General features: G+C 73.2%; 12 protein-coding genes. 6 read left to right on the top strand and 6 right to left on the bottom strand.

Translation table 11 applies throughout. The annotated features are described in order from the left end of the window. Positions 1-1,213: 1,213 nt before the first annotated feature. Entirely contained in the window at positions 1,214-1,882 is a 669-nt protein-coding gene (locus B9S64_RS25720) for a TetR/AcrR family transcriptional regulator (protein ID WP_103489125.1), read from the top strand. 79 nt (positions 1,883-1,961) lie between these two features. Here B9S64_RS25720 and B9S64_RS25715 read toward each other — a convergent pair whose 3' ends face one another. Together B9S64_RS25715 and B9S64_RS25710 are read right to left on the bottom strand one after the other, a co-directional pair. Beyond that, the gene (locus B9S64_RS25715) at positions 1,962-3,560 is read right to left on the bottom strand and encodes a (2,3-dihydroxybenzoyl)adenylate synthase (RefSeq protein ID WP_103489124.1); all 1,599 of its coding nucleotides are present in this window, start codon (positions 3,558-3,560) and stop codon (positions 1,962-1,964) included. Positions 3,561-3,694: 134 nt separating this feature from the next. After that, positions 3,695-8,290, bottom strand: coding sequence for a non-ribosomal peptide synthetase (locus B9S64_RS25710; protein ID WP_258317579.1), 4,596 nt, complete (start codon positions 8,288-8,290; stop codon positions 3,695-3,697). Between the two features lie 1,569 nt (positions 8,291-9,859). Between B9S64_RS25710 and B9S64_RS25705 the strand changes: the two genes are divergently transcribed. The 5 genes from B9S64_RS25705 (at position 9,860) to B9S64_RS25685 (ending at position 16,602) form a co-directional block, all read left to right on the top strand. Continuing rightward, positions 9,860-10,927, top strand: coding sequence for a ketoacyl-ACP synthase III family protein (locus B9S64_RS25705; RefSeq protein WP_051422277.1), 1,068 nt, complete (start codon positions 9,860-9,862; stop codon positions 10,925-10,927). An 8-nt stretch (positions 10,928-10,935) separates the two neighbouring features. After that, positions 10,936-11,931 (top strand): 3-oxoacyl-ACP synthase III family protein, encoded by a 996-nt coding sequence (locus tag B9S64_RS25700; protein WP_181012101.1) that lies wholly within the window; start codon positions 10,936-10,938, stop codon positions 11,929-11,931. Positions 11,932-12,115: 184 nt separating this feature from the next. Continuing rightward, positions 12,116-13,048 (top strand): alpha/beta hydrolase, encoded by a 933-nt coding sequence (locus B9S64_RS25695; RefSeq protein ID WP_103488514.1) that lies wholly within the window; start codon positions 12,116-12,118, stop codon positions 13,046-13,048. Between the two features lie 98 nt (positions 13,049-13,146). Continuing rightward, positions 13,147-14,349 (top strand): crotonyl-CoA carboxylase/reductase, encoded by a 1,203-nt coding sequence (ccrA, locus tag B9S64_RS25690; RefSeq protein WP_228872478.1) that lies wholly within the window; start codon positions 13,147-13,149, stop codon positions 14,347-14,349. Positions 14,350-14,847: 498 nt separating this feature from the next. After that, positions 14,848-16,602, top strand: coding sequence for a fatty acyl-AMP ligase (locus tag B9S64_RS25685; protein WP_103493795.1), 1,755 nt, complete (start codon positions 14,848-14,850; stop codon positions 16,600-16,602). Between the two features lie 203 nt (positions 16,603-16,805). Here B9S64_RS25685 and B9S64_RS25680 read toward each other — a convergent pair whose 3' ends face one another. The 4 genes from B9S64_RS25680 to B9S64_RS25665 all read right to left on the bottom strand — a co-directional run bounded on the left by B9S64_RS25680 (position 16,806) and on the right by B9S64_RS25665 (position 22,777). After that, on the bottom strand, positions 16,806-18,368 hold the full coding sequence (locus B9S64_RS25680) for a class I adenylate-forming enzyme family protein (RefSeq protein WP_103493796.1): 1,563 nt from the start codon (positions 18,366-18,368) through the stop codon (positions 16,806-16,808). Next, on the bottom strand, positions 18,368-19,594 hold the full coding sequence (locus tag B9S64_RS25675; protein WP_103493797.1) for a thiolase family protein: 1,227 nt from the start codon (positions 19,592-19,594) through the stop codon (positions 18,368-18,370). The genes B9S64_RS25680 and B9S64_RS25675 overlap by 1 nt, the downstream gene beginning before the upstream one ends. Before the next feature lie 57 nt (positions 19,595-19,651). Continuing rightward, a complete protein-coding gene (gene asnB, locus B9S64_RS25670) occupies positions 19,652-21,499 on the bottom strand; it encodes an asparagine synthase (glutamine-hydrolyzing) (protein WP_103493798.1) in 1,848 nt (615 codons plus the stop codon). Between the two features lie 477 nt (positions 21,500-21,976). Continuing rightward, entirely contained in the window at positions 21,977-22,777 is an 801-nt protein-coding gene (locus B9S64_RS25665; RefSeq protein WP_181012466.1) for a thioesterase II family protein, read from the bottom strand.

Genomic DNA, 22,777 nt, shown 5'->3' with positions numbered 1-22,777 from the left:
GGAGGCGTCGGGTCCGTTTGCGCCACCGGGGGAACCGCGCCGCTCTTTCGGAGCGGACGTGCGGTAAGAGCTATTCATGTCCCCCCTCTGGACCAGGGCATTCACCTGGGGAATGCGTCCGGCCACGACATCGTCGGCGGAAAAGGCATGTCCTTGCTGAGGGGCCGAAACTCGTGGCCCACACACCCAAAAATGGGGTCGCACCATCGGGGCGCCACGACGGCCACGCGGGGCGGCCGGAACGCGAGACCGACGTGCCGGAACGTCAGGCCGGAGCGCCGGGGCCCGAGGCGCCACCTGGGAAGCCGGTACCGCCGGCCTCCGGACCGCCCGGACGACCGCGACCGGCAGGGGCTCGTACGCACGCACACCGGCGCGAAACAGGACTACAGATCAGCCGTGGACCTTCGCCTGATCAACACCTGTGCGAAATAGCCATAAGGGTCTCGTGGCCCCCGACGGCCCGTGCCACTATCGGGTACCGCCGCCGCGGACTCGGACGTCCGCACAAGGGCGCACGCGCATCCGAGCCACCGAGTAAACCATCAGGCAAAGATCGGCTTAGCATGTTTCCCCCGTCTTTTTCACCCATAAGTTGTACGCGTAAGGTCACACTAGCGTCGGCATGGCTGATTGTCATCCCGCTTCACTCATGCCCCAGCCGCCGGTCAAGATCCTTCAACTCCCTCTCCGCGGAGGCCGTATCGCGTGCCACCGGTGAGGGGACAAGCGTGCTCGGGCCTGCTGGAACCGGGTCCTGACCAGGCCGGTCGAGCCCGTGGCCGGCCGGTCCGGCCGGGGTCGGCCGACCCCTTCGGGGAGCGGGCACCGGGCCGCCCCACCGCCCGTCGGAGTCAGGCCGCCGGGGCCGGTACCCGACGCCGCGCGGGCCCCGGAGCGCACCACGGACGGCCGCCTCGACCTCGAAGCGGTGTGCGAAGGGCGGCCTGGTCTCGAAGCGCTGTGCGAACGTTCGCTGCCGGACCGTCACCATCCGGCCCCGCCACGGGTCCGGCGCTCGGCCCCGCGCCGCCTCCGGCCACGCAGGTGCCTCCTCGGCGGCGTCAAACGCCCCGGCGGAGACTACGGTCGTGTGCCATGGAGCCCTCCCGGCGCTCCCGCACCCGCTTCCGCCCCGCCGTACGGCCCGGCGAACGCCCTCGGTCGGTGGTGCGTGGGCCCGGTCGGGCCTGGAACGGAGAAAGCTGGACGCATGCGGGACCAGAAGCAACAGCCGGCCGGGCCCGGCCGGGTGGGCCGCCTGTCGCGGCAGACGATCCTCACCGCCGCACAGGGCGTTCTCCGGGAGGAGGGGGCCGGGAACCTCTCCATGCGGCGGCTGGCCAAGGAGCTGTCCAGCACACCGATGGCCCTCTACCACCATGTGCGGGACAAGGAGGAGCTGTTGCTGCTCCTGCTGGACGCGCACGCCGAGGCCTTCCCCCGGCCCGAGCTGCCCGAGGAGCCGCGTGAGCGTCTGCTGGCGAGCGCCCAGGTCCTCCACGACATCCTGGCGGACTGCCCGTGGATCGTCGAAGTCCTGGCGTCCGACGGCTTCGTGAGCGTCTCCGCGATGTGGCTCGTGGAGAGCATGATCGACGCGGCGGTCGGCTGCGGCCTGACGCATGAGGACGCCGTGTACGCCTACCGGGTCATCTGGTACTACACCATCGGTGAGCTGACCGTGCGCTTCAACCGCGAGCGCGCCCGGAGCGAGGGCGGGGGCCCGCCCCAGCGGGAGCGGAGCATGCGCGTGCTGACCGCCGGGGAGTACCCCCAGCTGGCCCGTCTGGGCGGCAGGTGGACGGAGTTGGCCACCGCCGACAACCACCGGCGGGGGCTCGAAGCCGTCGTGGACGGGCTCCTGCGGGCCGCCCGCTGATCCCGGGGTGCCCGGCGCCCGCAGACGTCGGCAACCGGGGTACCGGCCGGGCGCCGACGGCCGCGCGGGGGCGGTGCGCTCAGCCGCCCAGGCGGGCCCTGAGCGCCTTCTTGTCGACCTTCCCCACCCCGGTCACCGGCAGGCCGGGCAGGACGACGAGCCGGTCCGGCAGCTTGTAGGCGGCGATGCCGCGCCCCCGCAGAGCGGCCTGCACCTCACGCAGGACGGGCGGCCGGTCCTCGTCCCGCGCGACCACGCAGGCACAGGTCTGCTCCCCCATGTGCGGGTGCGGCAGCGCCACCACCGCGGCCTGCCGGATGCGCGGATCGGCCAGCAGGTGCTCCTCCACCTCCTGGGCGGGCACCTTCTCACCGCCCCGGTTGACCACGTCGTTGGTGCGGCCCACCACCTCGAAGTCGCCCCCGGCGGTCCGCTTCACCACGTCACCGGTGCGGTAGTAGCCCTCCTCGGTGAACTGGACGAGGTTGCGCTCCTCGGCCCGGTAGTAGCCGCGCAGCGTGTACGGGCCCCGGGTGAACAGCTCGCCCTCCTCGCCCGGCCCGGCCTCCCGCCCGTCCTCGCGGATCACCCGTATCTCGTCCGCCGGGGAGAGCGGACGGCCCTGCGTGTGGAAGACGACGTCCTCGGGGTCGTCCAGGCGCGTGAAGTTCAGCAGGCCCTCCGCCATCCCGTACACCTGCTGCAACGTGCAGCCCAGGCCCTCGGGCACCTCGCGGGCGGTGGCCGGGTCGAGCCGGGAGCCGCCGACCTGGAGGAGTTCCAGGGAGCCGAGGTCGTGTTCGGTCCACTCGGCGGCGTCCAGCCAGAGCGGCACCAGGGGCGGGACCAGCGACGTGGCCGTCACGCCCGCGCTCTCCACGAGCGGGAAGCACGACTCCGGTGTCGGGGCCGGGGCCAGGACCGCGGTGCCGCCCGCCTGGAGCGTGCCGAGCACTCCCGGGCAGGCCAGCGCGAAGTTGTGTCCGAGCGGCAGGGCGCACAGATAGCGGGTGCCGGGGCCGAATCCGCACAGCCGCGCGGACTCCCGCAGTTGGTAGCCGTAGTCGGCGTGCGTACGCGGGATGAGCTTGGGCGGTCCGGACGTGCCTCCGGAGAGCAGGAACAGCGCCACGTCCTCGGGCCGGGGCGCGGGCAGCTCCACCGGGTCCGCGTCCACCTCGGCCAGCGCGGTGAAGGGGCCCGCGTCGCCGACGACGTAGATCTCACGGAGGGAGCCGGTGCGCTCCCGCACCTCCTGGGCGATGACGCGGTAGTCGCAGTCGAGGACCCGGTCCGCGCAGACGTAGGCGACCGCCTCCGCGGTGTTCACCAGATGGGTGATCTCCGAGGTGCGGTGCGCGGGGAGCGCGAAGACCGGGAGCGCCCCCAGCCGGAAGAGGGCGACGCACAGCACCACCGTCTCCACGTCGTTGGGCAGGTGCACCACGACACGGTCACCGGCGTCCAGGCCCCGGGCCCTCAGTCCGGCGGCGAGCCGGTCGGCGGCCCGGTCCACCTGCCCGTAGGTCAGCCGCCGGGTGGGGGTGATCACGGCGGTACGCGTCTCACGGCCGGGCTCGGACGTGTACCGCCGGCCCAGCACGTCGTCGTTCCAGTACCCCTGGGCACGGTAGGTGGCGGCGGTTGAGGCGGGCCACGGCACACAGCCTTCTCGCATGGATACGTTCCGTCCTGTTCTCTGTCCGGGGGATCACGGGGTGGGTCGCGGGGCCGGTCCGCCGCTCAGCGCGGGGACGGCCGGGCCGCCGAGGGGGCGGGCAGGCCACCCCGTACCGGCGGACGCTTCGGTGCTCACAGCTCCCCTTCGTCGTAGGCGTCGTGCCCGTGGACGTCGTACGCGCCCGCGCGGGTGCCGCGCGGCACCGCGGCCGCCTGCCCGCGCAACTCGGCGACCAGGGCGCCCATTCCGGCGACGGTCGGCGCCCTGAGCACGGCCCGCATGGGCAGTTCGACCCCCAGCCGCCGCCGGACGCCGGTCACCAGCTGGGTGGCCAGCATGCTGTCGCCGCCCATCAGGAAGAAGTTGGCGTCGCGTGAGACGTCGTGGCCGCCGAGGACCTCGGTCCACAGTCCGGCCAGGGTCTCCTCCACCTCGCCCCGGGGCGGTTCGGCGCTCTCCGGGGGCCGGACGGCGCAGCCCGAGAGGACCTCCCTGACGCGGCGGTGGTCCACCTTGCCGTTGCCGCTGAGCGGCAGGGCGGGCAGGGCCACGAGCATGCCGGGGATCATGTGCGCGGGCAGGTGGTCCGCGAGCCAGGCCCGCAGCGCCACGGGGTCGAGGCCGGGTGCCTTCGGCGGGTAGCGGGCGGTGATCAGCACCACCTGGTCCGGCTCCACGCGGGTCACCCGGGCGTCGGCGAAGCCCTCGTACGCCAGGGCCCGCAGCCACTGTCCGGCGTCGAAGGGGCAGGTGCCGTGGGTCGGTGTGGTGCCGGGCAGCGCGAGCGGTGACGGCTCGGTCCGGGCCAGCAGCCAGAGCCGGCCGCCGGCGGTGCCGAGCAGGGCCATGGCCGCGACGGCGGTGTCCGGGTCCGGCATGCTGCTGAGCGCGTCGTTGACCACCACCGCGTCGAAGCGGTGCAGATACGCCTCGGGGACGGCCGACGCGTCCCGCAGGGCCATCCGCACGGTGTGCCGCGAGGTCGCCAACCGGGCCTCGGCTGAGGCCAGTTCGGCGGCCGACGGGGCGAGCAGGGTGTAGATCACGCTGTCCGGGTCGAGGTCCTCGAAGAGCCGGTCGGCGTTCCTGCCGCCCATGGCGCCCCATTCGGCGACGGTGAGCGGGCCCGTGCCGTCCCGTGCCGGTCCCGACAGCTCCCGGGCGATGTCGGCGAGGCAGGCGCGGACGCCGGGCAGCAGATCGCCGAGCCCCTCCGGTGAGAGGGCGGGATCCTCGAAGAGCGCCTCCGTCCCGGCCTCCCCCTTGACCACGGCGGTCAGCAGGGGCACGGCGCGCGCCCAGGCGTCCGCCACCCGCTCCAGGGGGGTACCGGCGGTCCGCTCCCGCAGGAACGCCGGGCGCCGGGGATCCCGCACCTGGTTCCAGCGGGGGCCGGGCACCAGGGGGCGCGCGGAGCCCGCCAGGACCTCGCGCCCCACCAGGTACTCCGTCCATCCGTCGAGCCGGGCCTTCTGCTCCTCGGGGATCGGCGGCGGCCACATCGCCCCGTCCGCCGAGGGGACGCAGAGCCCGTCCAGGACGGCGGCCAGCAGCGTCTCGGTCAGCGCGTGCTCCTGGTCCACCGCGCCGTGCGACGGGCGCGGGAGGGCGGCGGCGCCGCCGGGGGCGGGGGCCGGTGCGCGCCGCTCGACGACGGCCGTCACCAGTTCGTCGCGCCGCTCACCGAGCGCCACGGTGACGGCGTGAGCCACGCAGGGGTGGCCCTGGAGGGCGGTCTCGATCTCGCCCAGTTCGACGCGGAAGCCGTTGATCTTCACCTGCTGGTCGGCCCGGCCCAGGAACTCCAGGGACCCGTCGGGCCAGTAGCGGGCCACGTCACCGGTCCGGTACCAGCGTTCGCCCCGGTCGGACACGAAGCGTTCGGCGGTCAGCGCGGGATCGCCCCGGTAGCCGCGCGCGAGACCGTCACCGCCGATCCGCAGCTCACCGGGCACCCAGTCGGGACAGTCCCGGCCCTGGGCGTCGACCACCCGGAAGCGCTGGTTGCCCAGCGGGGTGCCGTAAGGAATGGAGCGCCAGTGGGCCGGTACCGCCCCGACCTCGTGGTAATTCGACCAGATCGCCGCCTCGGTGGCCCCGCCCAGGCCCACCAGCGCGCACCGCCCGTCGGTGGCGTCGTGCAGGGCGCCCGGCAGATCGAGGCCGATCCAGTCGCCGGAGAGCAGGGCCAGGCGCAGGGATCCGGGCAGCGGGGCCTGGTCGGCGGCGGTCAGGAGCATGTCCATCAGCGCGGGTACGGAGTTCCACACGGTCACCCCGTGGCGGCGGCACAGGCTCAGCCACCGCTGTGCGTCGCGGCGGTCGGACTCCGCCACCAGGACGAGGGCGCCGCCCGCGCCCAGGAGGCCGAAGACGTCCCAGACCGACAGGTCGAAGTCCAGGGCGGACACCGCGAGGACCCGGTCGTCGGCGGTGACGCCGAAGCGGTCGTTGACGTCCTCGACGGTGTTGACGGCGGCCCGGTGGCTGATTTCCACGCCGTTGGGTGTGCCGGTGGACCCGGAGGTGAAGATGACGTACGCGGTGTCCTCGGGGTCGGCGCGCGTCGGTGCGGTGAGCGGGGCCGCGAGCAACGCCTGTTCCAGCGGGAGGACTTCGGTGCCGGGCCGGTCCGGCGGCCGGCTCTGGCTGCCGTCGAGGACCAGCCGGGCGCCGCTCAGGGCGAGCATCCGCTCGCGGCGCTCGGCGGGCTGGTCGACACCGATGGGGACGTAGGTGCCTCCGGCGGCCAGCACGCCGAGCACCGCGGCTATCTGGTCGGGGCCCTTGGGGGCGGTGACGACGACCGGGGCGCCCCGGCAGACCCCGCGCCGCGCCAGGCTCCCGGCGATGCGCAGGGCGCGGTCCGCGAGCTCTCCGTGGGTGAGCGTGCCGCCGGGGCCGTCGCCCGTGCCGCAGCGCGGCCCGTCGCCGCCGGGGCCGCCGTCGCCTCCGTCGCCCCAGAGCAGGGCCGGCGCGTCGGCCCGCTCGCGGGCGCGGGCGAAGAACGCCTCGTGCAGCAGCCGTCCGCTGTGCGTGCGGGGCACACGGTTCACCTCGTCACGGCGGCGGCGCTGGGCGGCGGGGAGCCGGAGTTCCGGCGCGCCGCCCCAGTCCGTCACCGTCAGCTCCCCCAGCAGGGCGGCGCAGGCGTCGAGCATCGTGTCGAGCATCCCCGGCGGGAACAGCTCGTCCACCGCGTCCCAGGCCAGCAGCAGGCCGTCGTCCCGGGTGCGGTAGACCTGGCAGTCCAGCCAGACCTGCGGGGTCTGGGACACCATCCAGGTCACGTCGCCGAAGAGCTCCGCGAAGGCGTCGGGGACCAGCGGCGCGTCCACGTTGCAGGCGAAGACCACCGGGGCGGTGCGGGGGGCCTCGACGTCGGCCCTGATGAAGTCGCGCAGCACGTCCACACCGGAGTACGCGGCGTGACCGACGTCCTCGTGCAGGCGCTCCTGGAGGGCCCTGGCCCGCTCGGCGAAGCCGGTGCCCCGGGTGAGGTCCACCTCCAGCAGGATCAGGCTGGTGAAGTCGGCGACGACGCCCCCGACGTCCGGGTGCGCGTCGTGGTCGCGGTCGAACAGGGGGAGGTTGAGCAGGAAGTGCCGCTCGCCGCTCCACCGTGCGAGGACCTCGGCGAAGGCGGTGGCGACCACCACGGACGGGGTGAGGCCGTGCTCGGACGCCCGGCGCCGCAGCACCGCCCACCGCTGCGGGGTCAGTACGCGGGTGCGGCGTACGAAGCGGGTGACGGCGACCTCGCCGGGGTCGGCCTGGAGCGGCAGCGCGGGGCCGCCGGGCAGTCCGGGCAGGCGCTTGGCCCAGTACTCCTTCGCGCGTCCGGCCCCGGTGTCGTGGCCGGCCGCCGAGCGGTCCGCCAGGTACTGCGCGAAGCCGTAGACCGGCTCGCCGGGCGCGTGGGGGTCTTCGTAGAGCGCGGCCAGGTCGGCCAGGATCACCCGGACGCTGTGGACGTCGGCGGCCAGCAGGTCCACGTCCAGGTGGATGCGGTGTCCGCCGCCGGGGAGGTGGCTCAGCTGGACGTCCATCACGTCGCCCCGGGCCACGTCCGGGCGCCGGTGGGACAGCGTCTCGCGTACGGTGTCCAGCGCGCGGGCGGCGTCGGCCGGGTCCTCGTGGCGGTGGACGGTGAGACCCGGCCAGGGCGAGGTGTCGAGCACGCGTTGGGTCGCGTCGTCCAGAAAGAGGGCGCGCAGCATCGGGTGACGCCGCATCAGGGCGCGTACGGCGGTCTCCAGCCGGTCGGCGTCGACGTGCGGCGCGTCGAACTCCAGGTAGGCGTGGCAGCCGACACCGCCGAGCGGCCTGCCGTCCTGCCGACCGATCCAGTAGGCCTGCTGAACGGGTGTCAGGGGGAAGGGGTCCCGGCCGTCGACGCGGGGTGCGGCGGGCGGTGGTGCGGGGCCGTCCCCGCCGTCCGTCTCCCCGAGTTCGCCGCCGAGCAGTTCGTACCAGCGTGACAGGCGGGCGTCCTGGGCCATCAGTGAGAAGTCGGCGCGCACACCCGCCCGGTTGAGCCGGTTGACGAATTGCATCAACTGAAGTGACTGGAGGCCCAGTTCGAACAGGTTGGCGTCCTGGTGCCCGACCCCGAGCTCCGTACCGAGGAGTTCGGACAGCTGCCTGCGGAGTGCTTCCGGGCTGCCCATGAGGACCTGCGGGTCCACCGGCCCGGACGAGCGTCTCGACGTGCGCTTCTGTGACATCCATTCCTCAGTTCGTCGGGAGGTGGTCTACGGAGCGGGGTCAACCGCATCTTTCCGGTCGGGCGCCGTCGTTGTGTCGATCTTCGGGAATTCGGCGTGATCATGACCGGTCACGGGAGTTGCCCGTGTGCGCGCCCGGCCCGGCGCCCCGGACCTGCTGTGCGGGCCCCCGGCCGGTCCGGTGACTCCGACGCGGACGGCACGCGGCGCACCGGGCGTCCCCCGGCCGGCCGGCCACGTCGAGCGGCGGGCGCGGACGCGCCGCGTGCCGTCGCCCTCCCGGACCGGGGCGGGAGGGTGACGGCACGTCACTGCGATCCGGCGGCCGGCGCGCGCGCCTTTCGGCGGGACCACCGGGCGGCCCGGTGGTCCCGCCGGAGTGCGCGCGTGCCGAGGACCGCCCCGCACCGGTCGCGCCGGGAGGGCGGGCGGCGACCGGAGCGGCGAACTCGACGGCTCCGAGGGGCTCGTGGGGCCACCCACGGCGTACGGCGGGCGGCCGGGCGCCGCCTCCGGGCGCGTCCCGGTCCCTGGCGTCACCCCGGCCCTGGCCACGGAGTCCGGGAGCGGTTCCGTCGGCCGCGGAGCGCGTACCGGTGCGCGGCCGGGGACGGCTACCGGCCCGAGGGGCCGTCGGCCGGGGCGAAGGGTGGCCGGCCGCGCTCGGCCGGCCCTCGCCCCCGGCGGCGTGCGCGGACGGCGGTACGAGCGAGGCGCCGCCCGGGAGGCCGGGGGGCGAGGAGCCGTCTCCGGGCCGGAGGGTTCGCCCACCGCTCCCCCGCCGGACCGGCGTCCGGCACCGGCGTGGACCGCTCCCTCACCCCAGCGGGATCGATCGCGCTCATCGCTCTCCCATCGTTGTGGAAACGATTTGGAAACGCGTACGAAAATTACTGTACCGCGAACACGTCCGCCGGGTTCCGAGTTCCGGGGATCGGCGCGAACCCCGTCCCGCCGCGTGAGAACGCGTCTGCGGGGTAGGACCGTTCGAGGACCGCGCACGGATCGTCCGCGACCGTGCGCGAGACCGTCCGCGGCCGCCCACCGAACGTCCGCGGCTTCGCACGGGATCGTCCGCTCTTCGCGCGCACGGCCCCCCGGTGGCGGCCACCTGGTCCGTACACGGACGGGCGGCCCGGAACCCGCGCCCCGGAGCCCCGCGAACCGACGCGCCCAACGCCTCACCGGCGCCCGGGAGAAGACCCCGCCGTCCCCGAACTCCTCATGGCCCGTGCGGTATTAACCACAAGTCGTGAGAAATTCATATTTCAATGACCAGGGTGGGCGCTGGTAGCGTGGACCGCATTCCGATGAAACGCTCATTGGAGGGGTGGGCGAACTCGTCGGGCGAGGCTGCGGCGTAAACGGACGGGTTCCGTCAGCGAAAGCCTCGACAGCGTCACACGTCATGTCCGCGGCCTGACGGCCCGCATCGTCGAGCGCTCCCGTGACGGGTGCCCCAGGGGCCCCGGCCACCCCTTACGCGCTGCCGCACCAACCGATCGGCCCGGCAATTCGGTGTGTGAGAACTGCCTGTCCGACGGGAATCGAACTCGGAGGAAGTAGAGAATGAGCACCCCTGTCTACATTACGTCGGCCGCGGCCTGGATCCCGCCCGCGGAATCGGCCAAGGAGGCGGTGGCCGACGGCCGGTACGTCGCCGAAGATTTCACGACCAACAACATCCTCTGCCTGCCGGTCGCCTCGGACGAGATCTCGGTTCCGGACATGGCGGTGATCGCCGGGCGCCGCGCCCTCGACCGTGCCGTGGACGTGGTCGGCGGCCAGGTCGACCTCATCGTGCACGCCTCGCTCTACCACCAGGGCCGCGACTGGGGCTGGACCTCGGCGCCCTACATCCAGCGCGCGCTGGCCATCACCGACGCCACCTCCGTGAACGTGGAGCAGTGCTCGAACGGCGGCATGGTGGCGCTCGACATGGCGGTGGCCATGCTCGAAGCGGGCCGGGGGTCCAGCGCCATGGTCACCACCGCCGACCGCTTCGCCGCGCCCACCCTCAACCGGTGGCGGGGCGCGTACGGCATCGTCGGCGGCGACGGGGCCACGGCCATGGTGCTCTCCACGCAGAGCGGCTTCGCCCGTGTCGTGGCCGTGGACTCGCTCACGGACGCCTCCCTGGAACCGCTGTGGCGCGGTTCCGAGCCGTTCACCTCGGCGTACGGCGAGGTCGCCCACGATCTGCGGGCGCCCAAGAAGTCGTACCTGGAGGAGGTCGGGAAGGAGTCGGTGCTGCGGCGCTGCGAGGACGCGCTCGTCACGCTCGTCCGCTCGGTGCTCAAGAAGACCGGCCACCAGATCGACGACTTCGCCAAGATACTCATGCCGAACATGGGCCACGGCCTGATGGCGGTCCAGTTCCTCAAGCCGCTGGGCATCACGAGCGAGCGCACGCTGATGGACTGGGGCCGCTACACCGGGCACATGGGCGCGGGCGACCTGATCGCCGGTGTGGCCCGTCTGGTGGAGAAGAAGCAGCTCAGCCAGGGCGACCACGTCCTCCTGGTCAGCGCCGGCGGCGGATACTCGCTGACCGCCGCCGTGCTGGAGATCGAGTCGGTCCCGGAGTGGCCCGAGGCCACCACGGACTTCGCCCTGCCGGCCGACGTCACGGAATGAGGCCGCCGATGAGCGCTCCCGCGGGCTCCGTCGCGATCCTGGGCACCGGGTCCTGTGCCCCGGACCGCGTGGTGTCCAACGACGAGGTCGGTGCGCCCGCCGGTGTGGACGCCGAGTGGATCCTGCGGAAGACGGGCATCCGCGAGCGCCGCTGGGCCGAACCGCACCAGGCCACCTCGGACATCGCCACCGGCGCCGCCCGCAGGGCGCTGGAGTCCGCCGGGATCACGGTGGACCAGTTGTCCACCATCGTCGTCGCGACCTCCACGCCGGACCAGCAGCAGCCGGCGACGGCGGCCTTCGTGCACCGCAACCTGGGCGGGCCCGGATCCGGGGTGGCGGCGTTCGACGTGAACGCCGTCTGCGCCGGGTTCGTGTACGCGCTCGACGTGGTCTCCGCGCTGGTCGCCAGGAACGGCGGGTACGGCCTGGTCATCGGCGCCGACGTGTACTCGCGCATCCTCAACCCCGCCGACCCGAAGTCCGCCGTCCTGTTCGGCGACGGCGCCGGTGCGGCGGTCGTCGGGCCGAGCCGTTCCGGCGGCTCCGTCCTGACCTCCGCGTTCCACTTCTACAGCGAGTTCTCCGACCTCATCCAGGTGCCCGCGGGCGGCAGCCGGAAGCCGTACGACCCGGCGATCCACGACGCCGGTCTGCACTACTTCGCGATGGACGGACGCACCGCGCGTGAACTGTCCAACACCATCGTGCCGGGGCTGGTGAAGCAGTTCCTCCACGACAGCGCGGTGCTCCCGTCAGAGATCGCGCACGTGGTGCCGCACCAGCCCAACGGCGTCATGCTCGACGACTTGGCCGCGCGTCTGGACCTGCCCGCCGCGACGGTGCACCGCACGGTGGGCGAGTACGGCAACACGGGGTCCGCCTCGATCGCGCTGACCCTGGACCACGCCGCCGGCGCCGGGGCGCTGTCCCGGGGCGACAAGATCCTGCTGGTCGGTCTGGGGGGCGGGGTCTCGGTCGGGCTGACGCTCGTCGAGTGGTGACGTCGTCCCCGAGGCGGGGCGGACCGGGGAGCGCCGGCACCCCGGGCTCCCGGCCCCGCCGGCCCCGGTCCTGAGCCCCGGTGCGGCCACGCCACCCGCGCGACCGCACCGCGGCGTCCGCCCGCGCCACCGGGCGTGTGGCACCCACCGCCGCGTCCTCCGCCGGCCGAACCGAGGAGATCTCGTGCCCATCGACCGTTTCATCCACGCCTTGATCCAATGGCAGGCTGTCGATCGGCCGGCGCCGGCGCGCACGCTCACGCCCGCGGAGGTACGCCGCCGTTACACCGACAGCGCGGCCCACTCGCGTGGTACCGCGCCGGAACCGGTCGCCGAGGTGACGGACCGGATGATCGACGGCCAGGGCGGCTCGTTCCGTGTCCGCACCTACCTGCCGGTGACCGACCGGGGCCGTCTGGTGACCTATCTGCACGGCGGCGGCTGGATGGCCGGCGACGTGGACACCCACGACCCGGTGTGCCGCCGTGTCGCGGGCGCCCTCGACGCGGTCGTGGTCTCCGTCGACTACCGGCGCGCGCCCGAACACCCCTTTCCCGTACCGCTCCAGGACGGGATCGCCGCCGCCGACTGGGCGGCCGCCGCGTTCCCCGGCCGCGACCACGTGATCGCCGGTGACAGCGCCGGGGCGGGGCTCGCCCTGGGGATCTCGATGCACCGGCGCGACCGGGGCGAGCCCGGGTTCGCCGCCCAGCTCCTGGTGTACCCGCCCGCCGATCCCACCATGGCGTCGGAGTCCGTCCGCGCGTACGGGACGGGCTATCTGGCGGAGGCCGACGATCTGCGCTGGTACTACGAGCAGTACGTGCCCGATCCGGCGCACCGCACCCATCCGGCGATCGACCTGCTCAACGCCGACCACCGCGGGCTGCCGCCGACCGTCGTCGGGACCGCCGAGTTCGACGGGCTGCGCGACGAGGGCGTGGACCTGGCGTCCCGCCTGGCCGCCGCCGGGGTCTCGGTGCGACACGTTCCGGCGCCGGGCCTGGTGCACGGCTACCTCCTCATGGCCGGTGTCGTGCCCGCGGCCTCGGCGGCGCTGCGCGACGTGCTGGAGGCGGTGGAACGGACGCTGGCCTCGGTGCCGACGGCCACGTAACGCCGGCGGCCCACGCAATGTTCGGTTCGGACACCCGCGTCCGCACTTCCGGGAATGTGAGGAATTTCGAAGTGAAAGAACTGTACGAACTCGGCGAGATGCCGCCCACCGGGGTGGTGCCGGCCAAGATGCACGCGTCGCTCATCCGGCGCGAACGGTTCGGCCCGCCCGCCCAGGCCTTCCAGGAGGAGGTCGTCGACGTGCCCCCGGTCGGCCGGGGACAGGTGCTCATCTACGTGATGGCCGCGGGGATCAACTACAACAACGTCTGGGCCGCGCTGGGTCAGCCGGTGGACGTCATCGGGGCCCGGCAGCGCCGGGGCGAGAAGGAGGACTTCCACATCGGGGGGTCCGACTGCTCGGGAATCGTCTGGGCGGTCGGCGACGGCGTGCACAACGTCAAGGTCGGCCAGCACGTGGTGGTGTCGCCGGGGGTGTGGGACGAGACCGCGCAGGACATCCGGCTGGGGGTGGACCCCACGGCCTCGGACTCAACGCTGGCCTGGGGGTACGAGACCAACTACGGCTCCTTCGCCCAGTTCACCGTGGTGAAGGACTTCCAGTGCGTGCCGAAGCCCGAGCGGCTGTCCTGGGAGGAGGCGGCGGCGTACATCCTGTCCGGCGCGACCGCCTACCGGCAGCTGACCGGGTGGCAGCCCAACGTCGTCCGGCCCGGTGACCCGATCCTGATCTGGGGCGGTTCCGGCGGGCTGGGCTCCATGGCCATCCAGATCGCCAAGGTCTTCGGCGGTGTGCCCATCGCGGTGGCGTCGAGCGACGAACGCGCCGACTACTGCCTGAAGCTGGGCGCCCACGGCGTGATCGACCGCAACGAGTTCACGCACTGGGGCCGGCTTCCGGACATCGGCGACCCCCAGGCGTTCGGGCAGTGGCTGCACGAGGTCAAGCGGTTCGGTAAGCAGTTCTGGGAGAAGCTCGGAGAGCGCCGGGCCCCCAAGATCGTCTTCGAGCACGTCGGACAGAACACCCTCCCCACCTCGATCTACCTGTGCGACAACGCCGGAATGGTCGTGATCTGCGGAGGCACGACCGGCTACCACGGCGACGTGGACCTCCGGTTCCTGTGGATGCGCCAGAAGCGGCTCCAGGGCTCGCACGGATTCAACCTCCGCCAGTGCCATGAGCTCACCCAGCTCGTCGCGAAGGGGGACGTCGATCCCTGTCTCAACTACACGGGCGACTTCGCGGACATCGGGAAGGTGCACCAGATGATGCACGACAACGTGCATCCCTCCGGGAACATGGCCGTCCGCGTCAACGCGCCCGCCGACGGCCGGTAGCCGGTCCTTCCCCCGGGGCGGTGACGGTGTCCCGCCCCGGCTCCGGCGGGGCCGGGTGAGTGGTCGCCGGCCCCGCGACAGGCCGGCACCGCCCGGCGTCCCCCCGGCCACCTCGCGCACCCGCGGCTCCCGTCGCCCGGTGCCCGGGGGCCACCCGTGCCCCCGGAGCCCGGACGGGCCCCGTCCCCGGACCGTGTTCCGGTCCGGGGCGCACCGCGTTCACCGACCCCTTCCCGGCCTCCGGTCCCACGACCGGCTCCGAGGTCCTCCCGACGTCCACGACCGGCAGCGCCGCCCGTCGTGGACCCTCCCGACATCCCCCGCCCGACGGACAGACACGCGCACGGGCGGCGCGCGTACCCGCGCGCCGGACAGGGACGAGGACGGCGCCGGGACCCGGCCGCCGGCCCTCCGGCGCCGGACCGGCGGCACACCGCCCCGGCCCTTCGCCGCCCGCCCCGTGCCGCACGACGACCGGCCGACAAGGAGATCTGAACCGTGAGTACCACCGGACCGTATCCGACCGTGGACGTGCGGACCCTTCCCGACGCCCTCCGGCTGCACAACGAGAAGCAGCCCGACGAGACCGCCTACGTCTTCCTCCGTGACGGCGAGGAGCCGCACGAGACGCTCACCTACCGCGAACTCCACGAGGCCGCGGAACTCCGCGCGGCCGCCTTCGGGGCGGCGGGCCTCTCCGGCCGCAGCGCGGTGCTGCTGTACCCCACGGGCCTGGAGTTCATACGGACCCTGCTGGGCTGCATGTACGGACGGGTGGCCAGCGCCCCCGTGCAGGCGCCCCGGCGCCGCGCGGAGGCCGAGCGGCTGCGCCGGATCGCCGACGACGCCGGCACCACGACCGTCCTGACCACCACCGAGGTCATCCGCGACCTCCAGGAGCGCTTCGGCGACCTGCCCGCGCTGGCCGGGCTCACCCTGCTGGCCACCGACGCCCTGCCGCACGACCCTGACGCCGTGGCGCCCGCCCCGCCCGGCCCCGAGGACACCGCGCTGCTCCAGTACACCTCGGGCTCCACCGGGGACCCCAAGGGCGTCATGGTCAGTCACGCCAACTTCCTGGCCAACGTGGTCGAGACGGACGAGTCGTGGCCGTGCCAGCCGGGCGGCACGGTGGTGAACTGGCTGCCGCTCTTCCACGACATGGGCATGCTGATGGGCATCGTCCTGCCGCTGTGGGCGGGCATCCCCTCCTACCTGATGTCCCCGGACGCGTTCATCCGCCGCCCGGCCCGCTGGCTGGAGGCCCTCGCCCGGTTCGGCGGCACGCACGCCGCGGCGCCGAGCTTCGCGTACGAGCTGTGCGCGCGGGCCGCCGCGGCGGGCAGGACGGGCTCCGTGGGCGACCTGTCCCGCTGGCGGCTGGCGGCCAACGGCGCCGAGCCCGTGCGCTGGTCCAGCATGCGGTCCTTCATCGACGCCTTCGCTCCGCACGGTTTCGACCCGCGCGCCATGTGCCCCGGCTACGGCCTGGCGGAGAACACCCTCAAGGCCACCGGCGCCGCCAACGACCGGGAGCCCACCGTCCGGTGGCTGTCCGCGGAGGCCCTGCGCGACGGGACCGCGCTGCCGGCCGGCGAGCACACGGACGGGGCGGTGCCGCTCGTGAGCAGCGGCGGTACGGTCGGCCGCACCCAGGTACGGATCGTGGACCCCGGCTCCCGGCGGGCCCTGCCGGACGGGCGGGTCGGCGAGATCTGGGTGGACGGTCCCTGCGTGGCGGGCGGTTACCTGGGGCGCGCGGCGGAGACCGAGGAGACCTTCCGGGCGCGGCTCGCGGGCCCGGAGGACTCCGGTGCCACCCATCTGCGCACCGGCGACCTCGGCTTCCTGCACGAGGGGGAGCTGTACGTCACCGGGCGCCTGAAGGACGTCATCATCCGCAAGGGCCGCAACCTCTACCCGCAGGACCTCGAACTGTCCGCCGAGGCCGCGGTGGAGGGGCTGCACCCGAACTGCGCGGCCGCCTTCTCCTGCGACGACGGTGAGCGCGAACGGCTCGTGGTGGTCGTCGAGGCCGACGGCCGGCTGCTCAACTCCCTGGGCGCCGAGGCCGTACGGCAGCGGGTGCACGACGCCGTGCGGGAGGGGCACCGGATCACCCCGGACGACGTCCTCGTCGTGCGGCGCGGGGCGCTGCCGAAGACCTCCAGCGGGAAGGTGCAGCGCCGGGCGTGCAAGCGGCGCTACGAGAACGGCGAGCTGCCCGCCGCGACCACCGCACGACGGGTCTGAGGGCCGGCACCGTACGCACACCGCCGACGCGGGGATTCGTCCCGGCGTCGGCGGTGGCGGTTCCTCCCCGGCCCGTACGAGCCCGGGAACACGGCGGCGCCGGTCCGGGGAGTCCCGCTCCCCGGACCGGCGCCGCCGTGTTCCCGTCGTCCCGCGCCCCGGTCCGCCCGGTGAAAACCGGCCGGACCGGGGAGCCCGGCCGCTCAGATCTGCCGTGCGCCGGCCGTCCAGTACCGCTCGCGGACCGCCCGCTTGAGGACCTTGCCGTTGCCGCTGCGGGGCAGCGAGTCCACGAAGTCCACCCGCTTGGGGGCGCGGACACTGCCCAGCCGGTCCTTGCACAGCGCGATCAGCTCGCTGCCGTCCACCTGGGCCCCGGGGTTGAGCTCGACGACCGCGGTGACCGCCTCGCCCCAGTCGTCGTGGGGCACCCCGATCACCGCGCAGTCCTGGACGGCCGGGTGGCTCCAGATCACCTGCTCGACCTCGCTGGGGAAGACGTTCATCCCGCCGGAGATGATCATGTCCTTCTTGCGGTCGGTGATGAACAGGTAGCCGTCCTGGTCGAGATGGCCGACGTCACCCGTGTGCAGCCACCCGTCGATGAGGGACTCGGCGGTCTTGTCGGGCTCCTTGTAGTAGCCCTTCATCAGGATGTCGCCCTGGACGCAGATCTCCCCGGTCTGCCCCGTCGGCACCGGCCGGCCGTCGTCGTCGCGTATCTCCAGGTTGATCAGCGGGTTGGGGCGGCCGCACGACGCCAGCCGGGAGTCGGGGGCCGTGCGGCCGTCCACGAGGTGTTCCTCGGGGCGCATGAAGGAGATGCCGGCGAACGCCTCCGCCAGACCGTAGGCCTCCGTCAGGATCGGGCCGAACAGCTCGATGGCCCGGCGGAGTTTGTCCGTGGACATGGGCGCCGCGCCGTAGATCAGATAGCGCACGGAGGAGAAGTCCCGCTCCTCGATCCCGGGGGTCTCCATCACCCGGTAGGCGACGGTGGGTGCCAGGAACACCTCGGTGACGCGGTACCGCTCGATCGCGTCGAGGATGGCGCCCGGTTCGGCCCGGGGCAGGACGACCACCGTGCCGCCACGGGCCGTGGCGGCGAGGCTGAACACCCCGGCCGCGTGGGTCATCGGCAGCGCGGCCAGGTCGACGACCGGCTCGTCGGCGCGGTACTGCACGTTCAGCAGGAACTGCGCCACGACCACCGAGAAGGACCGGTGGGTGTTCATCACGCCCTTCGGCAGCCCGGTCGTCCCGCCGGTGGACGCGATGGCCGCCACGTCGTCCATCTCGTACCGCACCTCGGGCGGCGTGTCGGGGTGCCCGGCCGTCCAGTCGGCCAGCGAGGGGACGTCGTCCGCCGCCGGGTCCTCGTCGAGGCAGATGTAGTGCTTGACCTTCGGCAGCATCGGCGCCAGCTTGGCCACGGTGGTGGCCGTCGACCGGTGGTAGAACAGCACCTCGCAGTCGAACCGGTCGAGGATGACCTGGAGGTCGGCGGCGGGGACGGTGGGGTTGAGCGGCACCCAGGCCAGCCCGGCCCGCCAGATGCCGAGCACACAGATCCAGGCCCGCGGGTCGTTCGGGGACAGCACCCCTGCCTTGGTGTCCCGGTCCAGTCCCTCCGCCCGCAGCCCGTGGGCGATCTGGCACGAGAGCTTCCGCGCCTCGTCGAACGTCCAGCTCCGGTCCTCGCCCACATAGGCGGTGGCGCTCGGGCCGAGCCGCCAGCCGCGGTCGAAGAAATCTATGATCGCCATCAGACCCCCACCACCGTGATGGCGGAGACCGCCTCCTCGCCGGAGTGGAACCCTCCGCCATTCTCCGCGATTCCGATCCGTGCTCTGTCCACCTGCCGGACACCCCCCTCACCTCGGAGCTGTTGAACCAGCTCGTACACCTGGGCCAGCCCGGTCGCGCCGAGCGGATGCCCCTTCGACTCCAGCCCCCCGGACGGATTGACCGGAAGGCGCCCTCCCAGCGTCGTGACGCCCCGCTCGGCGGCCTCGCCACCGGCGCCGGGCTCACACAGCCCGAGCAGTTCGGTCAGCTGGATCTCCGCGAACGCCGTCGCGTCGTGCAGTTCCGCCACGTCCACGTCCTGCGGCCCCACACCGGCCTCCTCGTACGCCCGCTCGGCCAGCAAGCGGGTGATGTGCCGGTCCGTCGCGTCCAGCGGGCGTTCCACCCCGGTGCCGACCACACAGGCCAGGACGCGCACGTGCCGGTCGGCTCCGGCCAGCCGGCGCAACCCGCGCTGTCCGCACACCACGACGGCGGCCGCCCCGTCCGTGATCGGCGCGCACATCGGCACCGTGAGCGGAAAGGCCAGCGGGCGGGCGGCGAGGATCTCCTCGACGGTCAGCGGGGTGCGGTGGTGCGCCTTGTCGTTGTGCGTGGCGTGCCGGTGGTTCTTCTCCGCGACCGCCGCGATCTGCCGCTGGGTGGTGCCGAAGGTGTTCATGTGCGCCCGTGCCAGGGCCGCGTAGATGTCCATGAAGACGCTGCGCCGGCCGGCGTCGGAGTCGTCCACCTCGCCGCCCAGCGCGGTCAGCGTCGCGGACAGCCCGTCCGGGTCCGACACGTCGTAGGCGCCCTCGAACACCGCCATGGCCCGGTCGCGGTCGGCCACGTTCATCTTCTCCACGCCGACGGCCAGCGCGATGTCGGCCGCCCCGGCCCGTACCTGACTGACCGCCAGATGCAGGGCGGTGGCCCCCGTGGCGCAGGCGTTCTCGACGTTGAAGACCGGGATCCGCTCGAACCCCATGGCCCGCAGCGCGATCTGGCCGCCCACCATCAGCTGCCCTTCGAGCGCCCCCTGGGTGGTGTTGCCGAAGAACGCCGCCCCGATGTCACCCCGTTCCAGCCCCGCGTCGGCCAGCGCCTCCGAGACCGCCTCGGCCGTGAGGTCACGCACCCCCCGGCCGGTGTGACGGCCGAACGGCGTCATCCCCACCCCTACGATCCACACCGGCTCCGCCACGCCCCGCTCCTTCGTCTGATGAGAACTCGCCCCCCTTGGCCATGTACTGACGGCCCGTCAGTCCAGCAGCAGTTCGGGCGAGTGCAGCTCCAGCCAGGTGTGCAGGTCGAGCACCCGCTCCAGGCCAGCCCGCACGGCCACCGTCATCCGCGCCGGGTCCTGTCCCACGACCTGCTGCGCCCAGACCCGGTCGACCAGGGCGAACACATCCGCGTCCGGGGCCGCCACCAGCTCCTTCACCTGCTGCTGGAGCATCGCCGCGTACTGGGGGTTCTGCGGGGACGGGTACGGGCTCTTCACCCGTTCGACCACCGACCGCGGCAGGGTGTGGGCCGCCGCCTGACGCAGCAGGCTCTTCTCCCGGCCGTCGAACGTCTTGAGCGGCCAGGGCGTGTTGTAGACGTACTCGACCAGCTCGTGGTTGCAGAAGGGCACCCGCACCTCGAGACCGACCGCCATCGACAGCCGGTCCTTGCGGTCCAGCAGGGCCCGGACGAAGCGCGTGAGATGCAGATGGCACATGGACCGCATGCGCCGCTCCGTCCCGGACTCCCCGTCGAGGTGCTCGACCTCGGCGAGCGCCGTGGCGTACTGGTCGGCGGTGTAGGTCCCCACGTCCAGGCGCGCGCGCAGCCCGGGTTCGATGTGGTCGGAGCGCGCCGCGAGGCTCAGCGGCGGGATGACCGCCATCCACGGGAAGGTCTCCACCCGGAGCATCGCCTCGTTGTGGAACCAGGGGTAGCCGGCGAACACCTCGTCGGCCGACTCCCCCGACAGCGCCACCGTCGACTGTTCGCGGATCGCCTTGAACAGGAGGTAGAGCGAACTGTCGAGGTCACCGAACCCGTTGGGGATGTCCCGGGCGGCGACGGTCGCGCGCCGCACCGCCGGGTCGGTGAGGTCGGCGGGGTTCAGCATCACGTCGTGATGGGCGGAGCCCACGTGCGCGGCGACGTCACGGACGAACGGCGAGTCGGGGGTGTCGCGGATCGCGTCGGGGACGAAGTTCTCCTCCTGGCCGACGAAGTCCACCGAGAACGTGCGCACCTGTTCGCCCCGCTGCGCCAGCCGCTCCGCCGCGAGCCCGGTGATCGCGCTGGAGTCCAGCCCGCCGGAGAGCAGGACGCACTGCGGCACGTCCGAGATCAGCTGCCGGCCCACGATCCCGGTGAGCATCTCCCGCACCCGCGCCACGGTGTCCTCACGGCTGTCGGTGTGCTCGGCCGCCCCCAGACGCCAGTAGGTCCGCCGGCGGACGCCGCCGTCGCGGTCGACGCTGATCAGCGAACCCGGCAGCAGCTCGCTCATGCCCTTCCACAGCGCCCAGCCGGGGGTCTTGGTCTGCGCGAACAGCTCGCGCAGCCCGTCCGTGTCCACGGCCTTGCGCACCAGGGGGTTGGCCAGGATCGCCTTCGGTTCGGAGCCGAACAGGACGCCGTCGGGGGTCGGGTGGTAGAAGAGCGGCTTGATGCCCATGCGGTCGCGTACCAGGAGGAGCCTCTGTTCCCGCCCGTCCCAGATCGCGAAGGCGTACATGCCGTCGAGGTGGTCGACGAGGCTGTCACCCCACTGGAGGTAGGCGTGGAGCACCACCTCGGTGTCGCTGTCCGTCCGGAAGGTGTGCCCCAGGGAGGTGAGGCGGTCACGCAGTTCCTGGAAGTTGTAGGCCTCGCCGGAGTACACCATCGCGATCTCGCCGGCCGGGGTGCTCACACTCATCGGCTGTGCCCCGCCGGGCAGGTCGATCACGGCGAGCCGCCGGTGCCCCAGGCCGACATGGGTGCGTACGTAGGTGCCGCGGCCGTCCGGTCCGCGGCACGCCATGGTCTCGGTCATCGCGTCGAGCACATCGCCCCGGCGCGTCAGATCGGCGTCGAACGACACCCAGCCGGCAATCCCGCACATGCAAGAACCCCATTTCCGCTGCGTTCCCGTACATTGCTCGAACAGCCGGATCCACGGCGGGGCGGAAGGATCCGAGAACCCCGGAAAGCGGTGCGTTCCCGCCGGTCCTGGGAAGGTGGGCAGCCGCCGGTCACCAACGGCCCACGGATACGCGCCGCACAGGGCGGACGGAGGAAATGACGTCGGACCGACGCGTGGCGCCACCCGGTCTGTTCACATGGAAAAGCGAAACTTCCACTTATTCAGATATCGGCAGATTACCGACCGGGATATGGGCACCACAACGTTCAGTTCACCCCTCCCCATGTGAATTTCCCACGGGGTGCGGGGAATTGCTCCTTTCCCCGGCCGGCGCCCCCTCACGCCGGGGCGGGGGCGGACACACCTCGGCCCCGGACCGGTGGTACCGGTACGGGGCCGAGGTGTGGGCCGGGGTGCTGGGCGGTGCCGCGGGACGGGGCCCGCGCGTACGGCCGGTCAGGGGGCCGACAGCCAGGGTGCCGCCGACGCGTCGGAGGCCGCGCGTGCCCGTGCCGTGAGGAGTTCCACGACCGCGTCGCGGTGCTCGTCCAGATAGAAGTGACCGCCCTCGAAGGTGCGGAACTCGCAGGGTTCGCCGGTCACTTCACGCCAGCCCTCGGCCTCCCACGCGTGGATCTCCGGGTCACGGTCGCCGTACATCACCGTGACCGGGGTCTTCAGCCGGTCGCCGGGCGCGGGCCGGTAGGTCTCGCTCAACCGGTAGTCGCCCCGGATGACGGGCAGGAAGGCCTGGACGAGCGCGGCGTTGTCGAGGATGTCGCGGTGGGTGGCCTCGGTGCGCCGCAACTCCTCGACCAGCTCCTCGTCGGTGCCGAGGTGGACCCGGCCCGGCCGGGTGAGCACCGGGGCGGGGTGCCCCGACACGACCAGCCGCCGGGGCGGTTCGCCCGCCGCGGAGAGCCGGCGGGCGCACTCGTAGGCGACGACGGCTCCCATGCTGTGACCGAACAGGACGGTCGGCAGCGGTGGTCCGTCGTCCGGCAGCTCCTCCGCCAGCGCCGCGGCGATCCCCTGGATGTCCGCCGGGACCGGTTCGGCGTACCGGTCCTCGCGTCCCGGGTACTGCACGGCGAGGAACTCGATGTCCCACGGTGCCGCCGCCGCCCACGTCCGGTAGTAGCTGGCGCTGCCGCCGCCGTGCGGGAACAGCACCACCCGGGCGCGGGCGTACGGCCGGGGCGCGTGGCGCCGGAACGCCCCGGCGCGACGGCCCGCCGACGAAGGATCGTCCACCAT

Source organism: Streptomyces sp. SM18 (assembly GCF_002910775.2).
Lineage (GTDB): Bacteria > Actinomycetota > Actinomycetes > Streptomycetales > Streptomycetaceae > Streptomyces > Streptomyces halstedii.
Note: the sequence above shows the minus strand (reverse complement) of the source record. Positions and strands in the feature narration are given on the sequence as shown.

What these genes read in the sequence shown, in the direction of transcription:
- B9S64_RS25665 (WP_181012466.1), bottom strand. Translation starts at nt 22,777, where the DNA reads ATGGTGGACGATCCTTCGTCGGCGGGCCGTCGCGCCGGGGCGTTCCGG.
- asnB (WP_103493798.1), bottom strand. Translation starts at nt 21,499, where the DNA reads ATGTGCGGGATTGCCGGCTGGGTGTCGTTCGACGCCGATCTGACGCGC.
- B9S64_RS25680 (WP_103493796.1), bottom strand. Translation starts at nt 18,368, where the DNA reads ATGGCGATCATAGATTTCTTCGACCGCGGCTGGCGGCTCGGCCCGAGC.
- B9S64_RS25700 (WP_181012101.1), top strand. Translation starts at nt 10,936, where the DNA reads ATGAGCGCTCCCGCGGGCTCCGTCGCGATCCTGGGCACCGGGTCCTGT.
- B9S64_RS25715 (WP_103489124.1), bottom strand. Translation starts at nt 3,560, where the DNA reads ATGCGAGAAGGCTGTGTGCCGTGGCCCGCCTCAACCGCCGCCACCTAC.
- B9S64_RS25705 (WP_051422277.1), top strand. Translation starts at nt 9,860, where the DNA reads ATGAGCACCCCTGTCTACATTACGTCGGCCGCGGCCTGGATCCCGCCC.
- ccrA (WP_228872478.1), top strand. Translation starts at nt 13,147, where the DNA reads ATGCCGCCCACCGGGGTGGTGCCGGCCAAGATGCACGCGTCGCTCATC.
- B9S64_RS25710 (WP_258317579.1), bottom strand. Translation starts at nt 8,290, where the DNA reads ATGTCACAGAAGCGCACGTCGAGACGCTCGTCCGGGCCGGTGGACCCG.
- B9S64_RS25720 (WP_103489125.1), top strand. Translation starts at nt 1,214, where the DNA reads ATGCGGGACCAGAAGCAACAGCCGGCCGGGCCCGGCCGGGTGGGCCGC.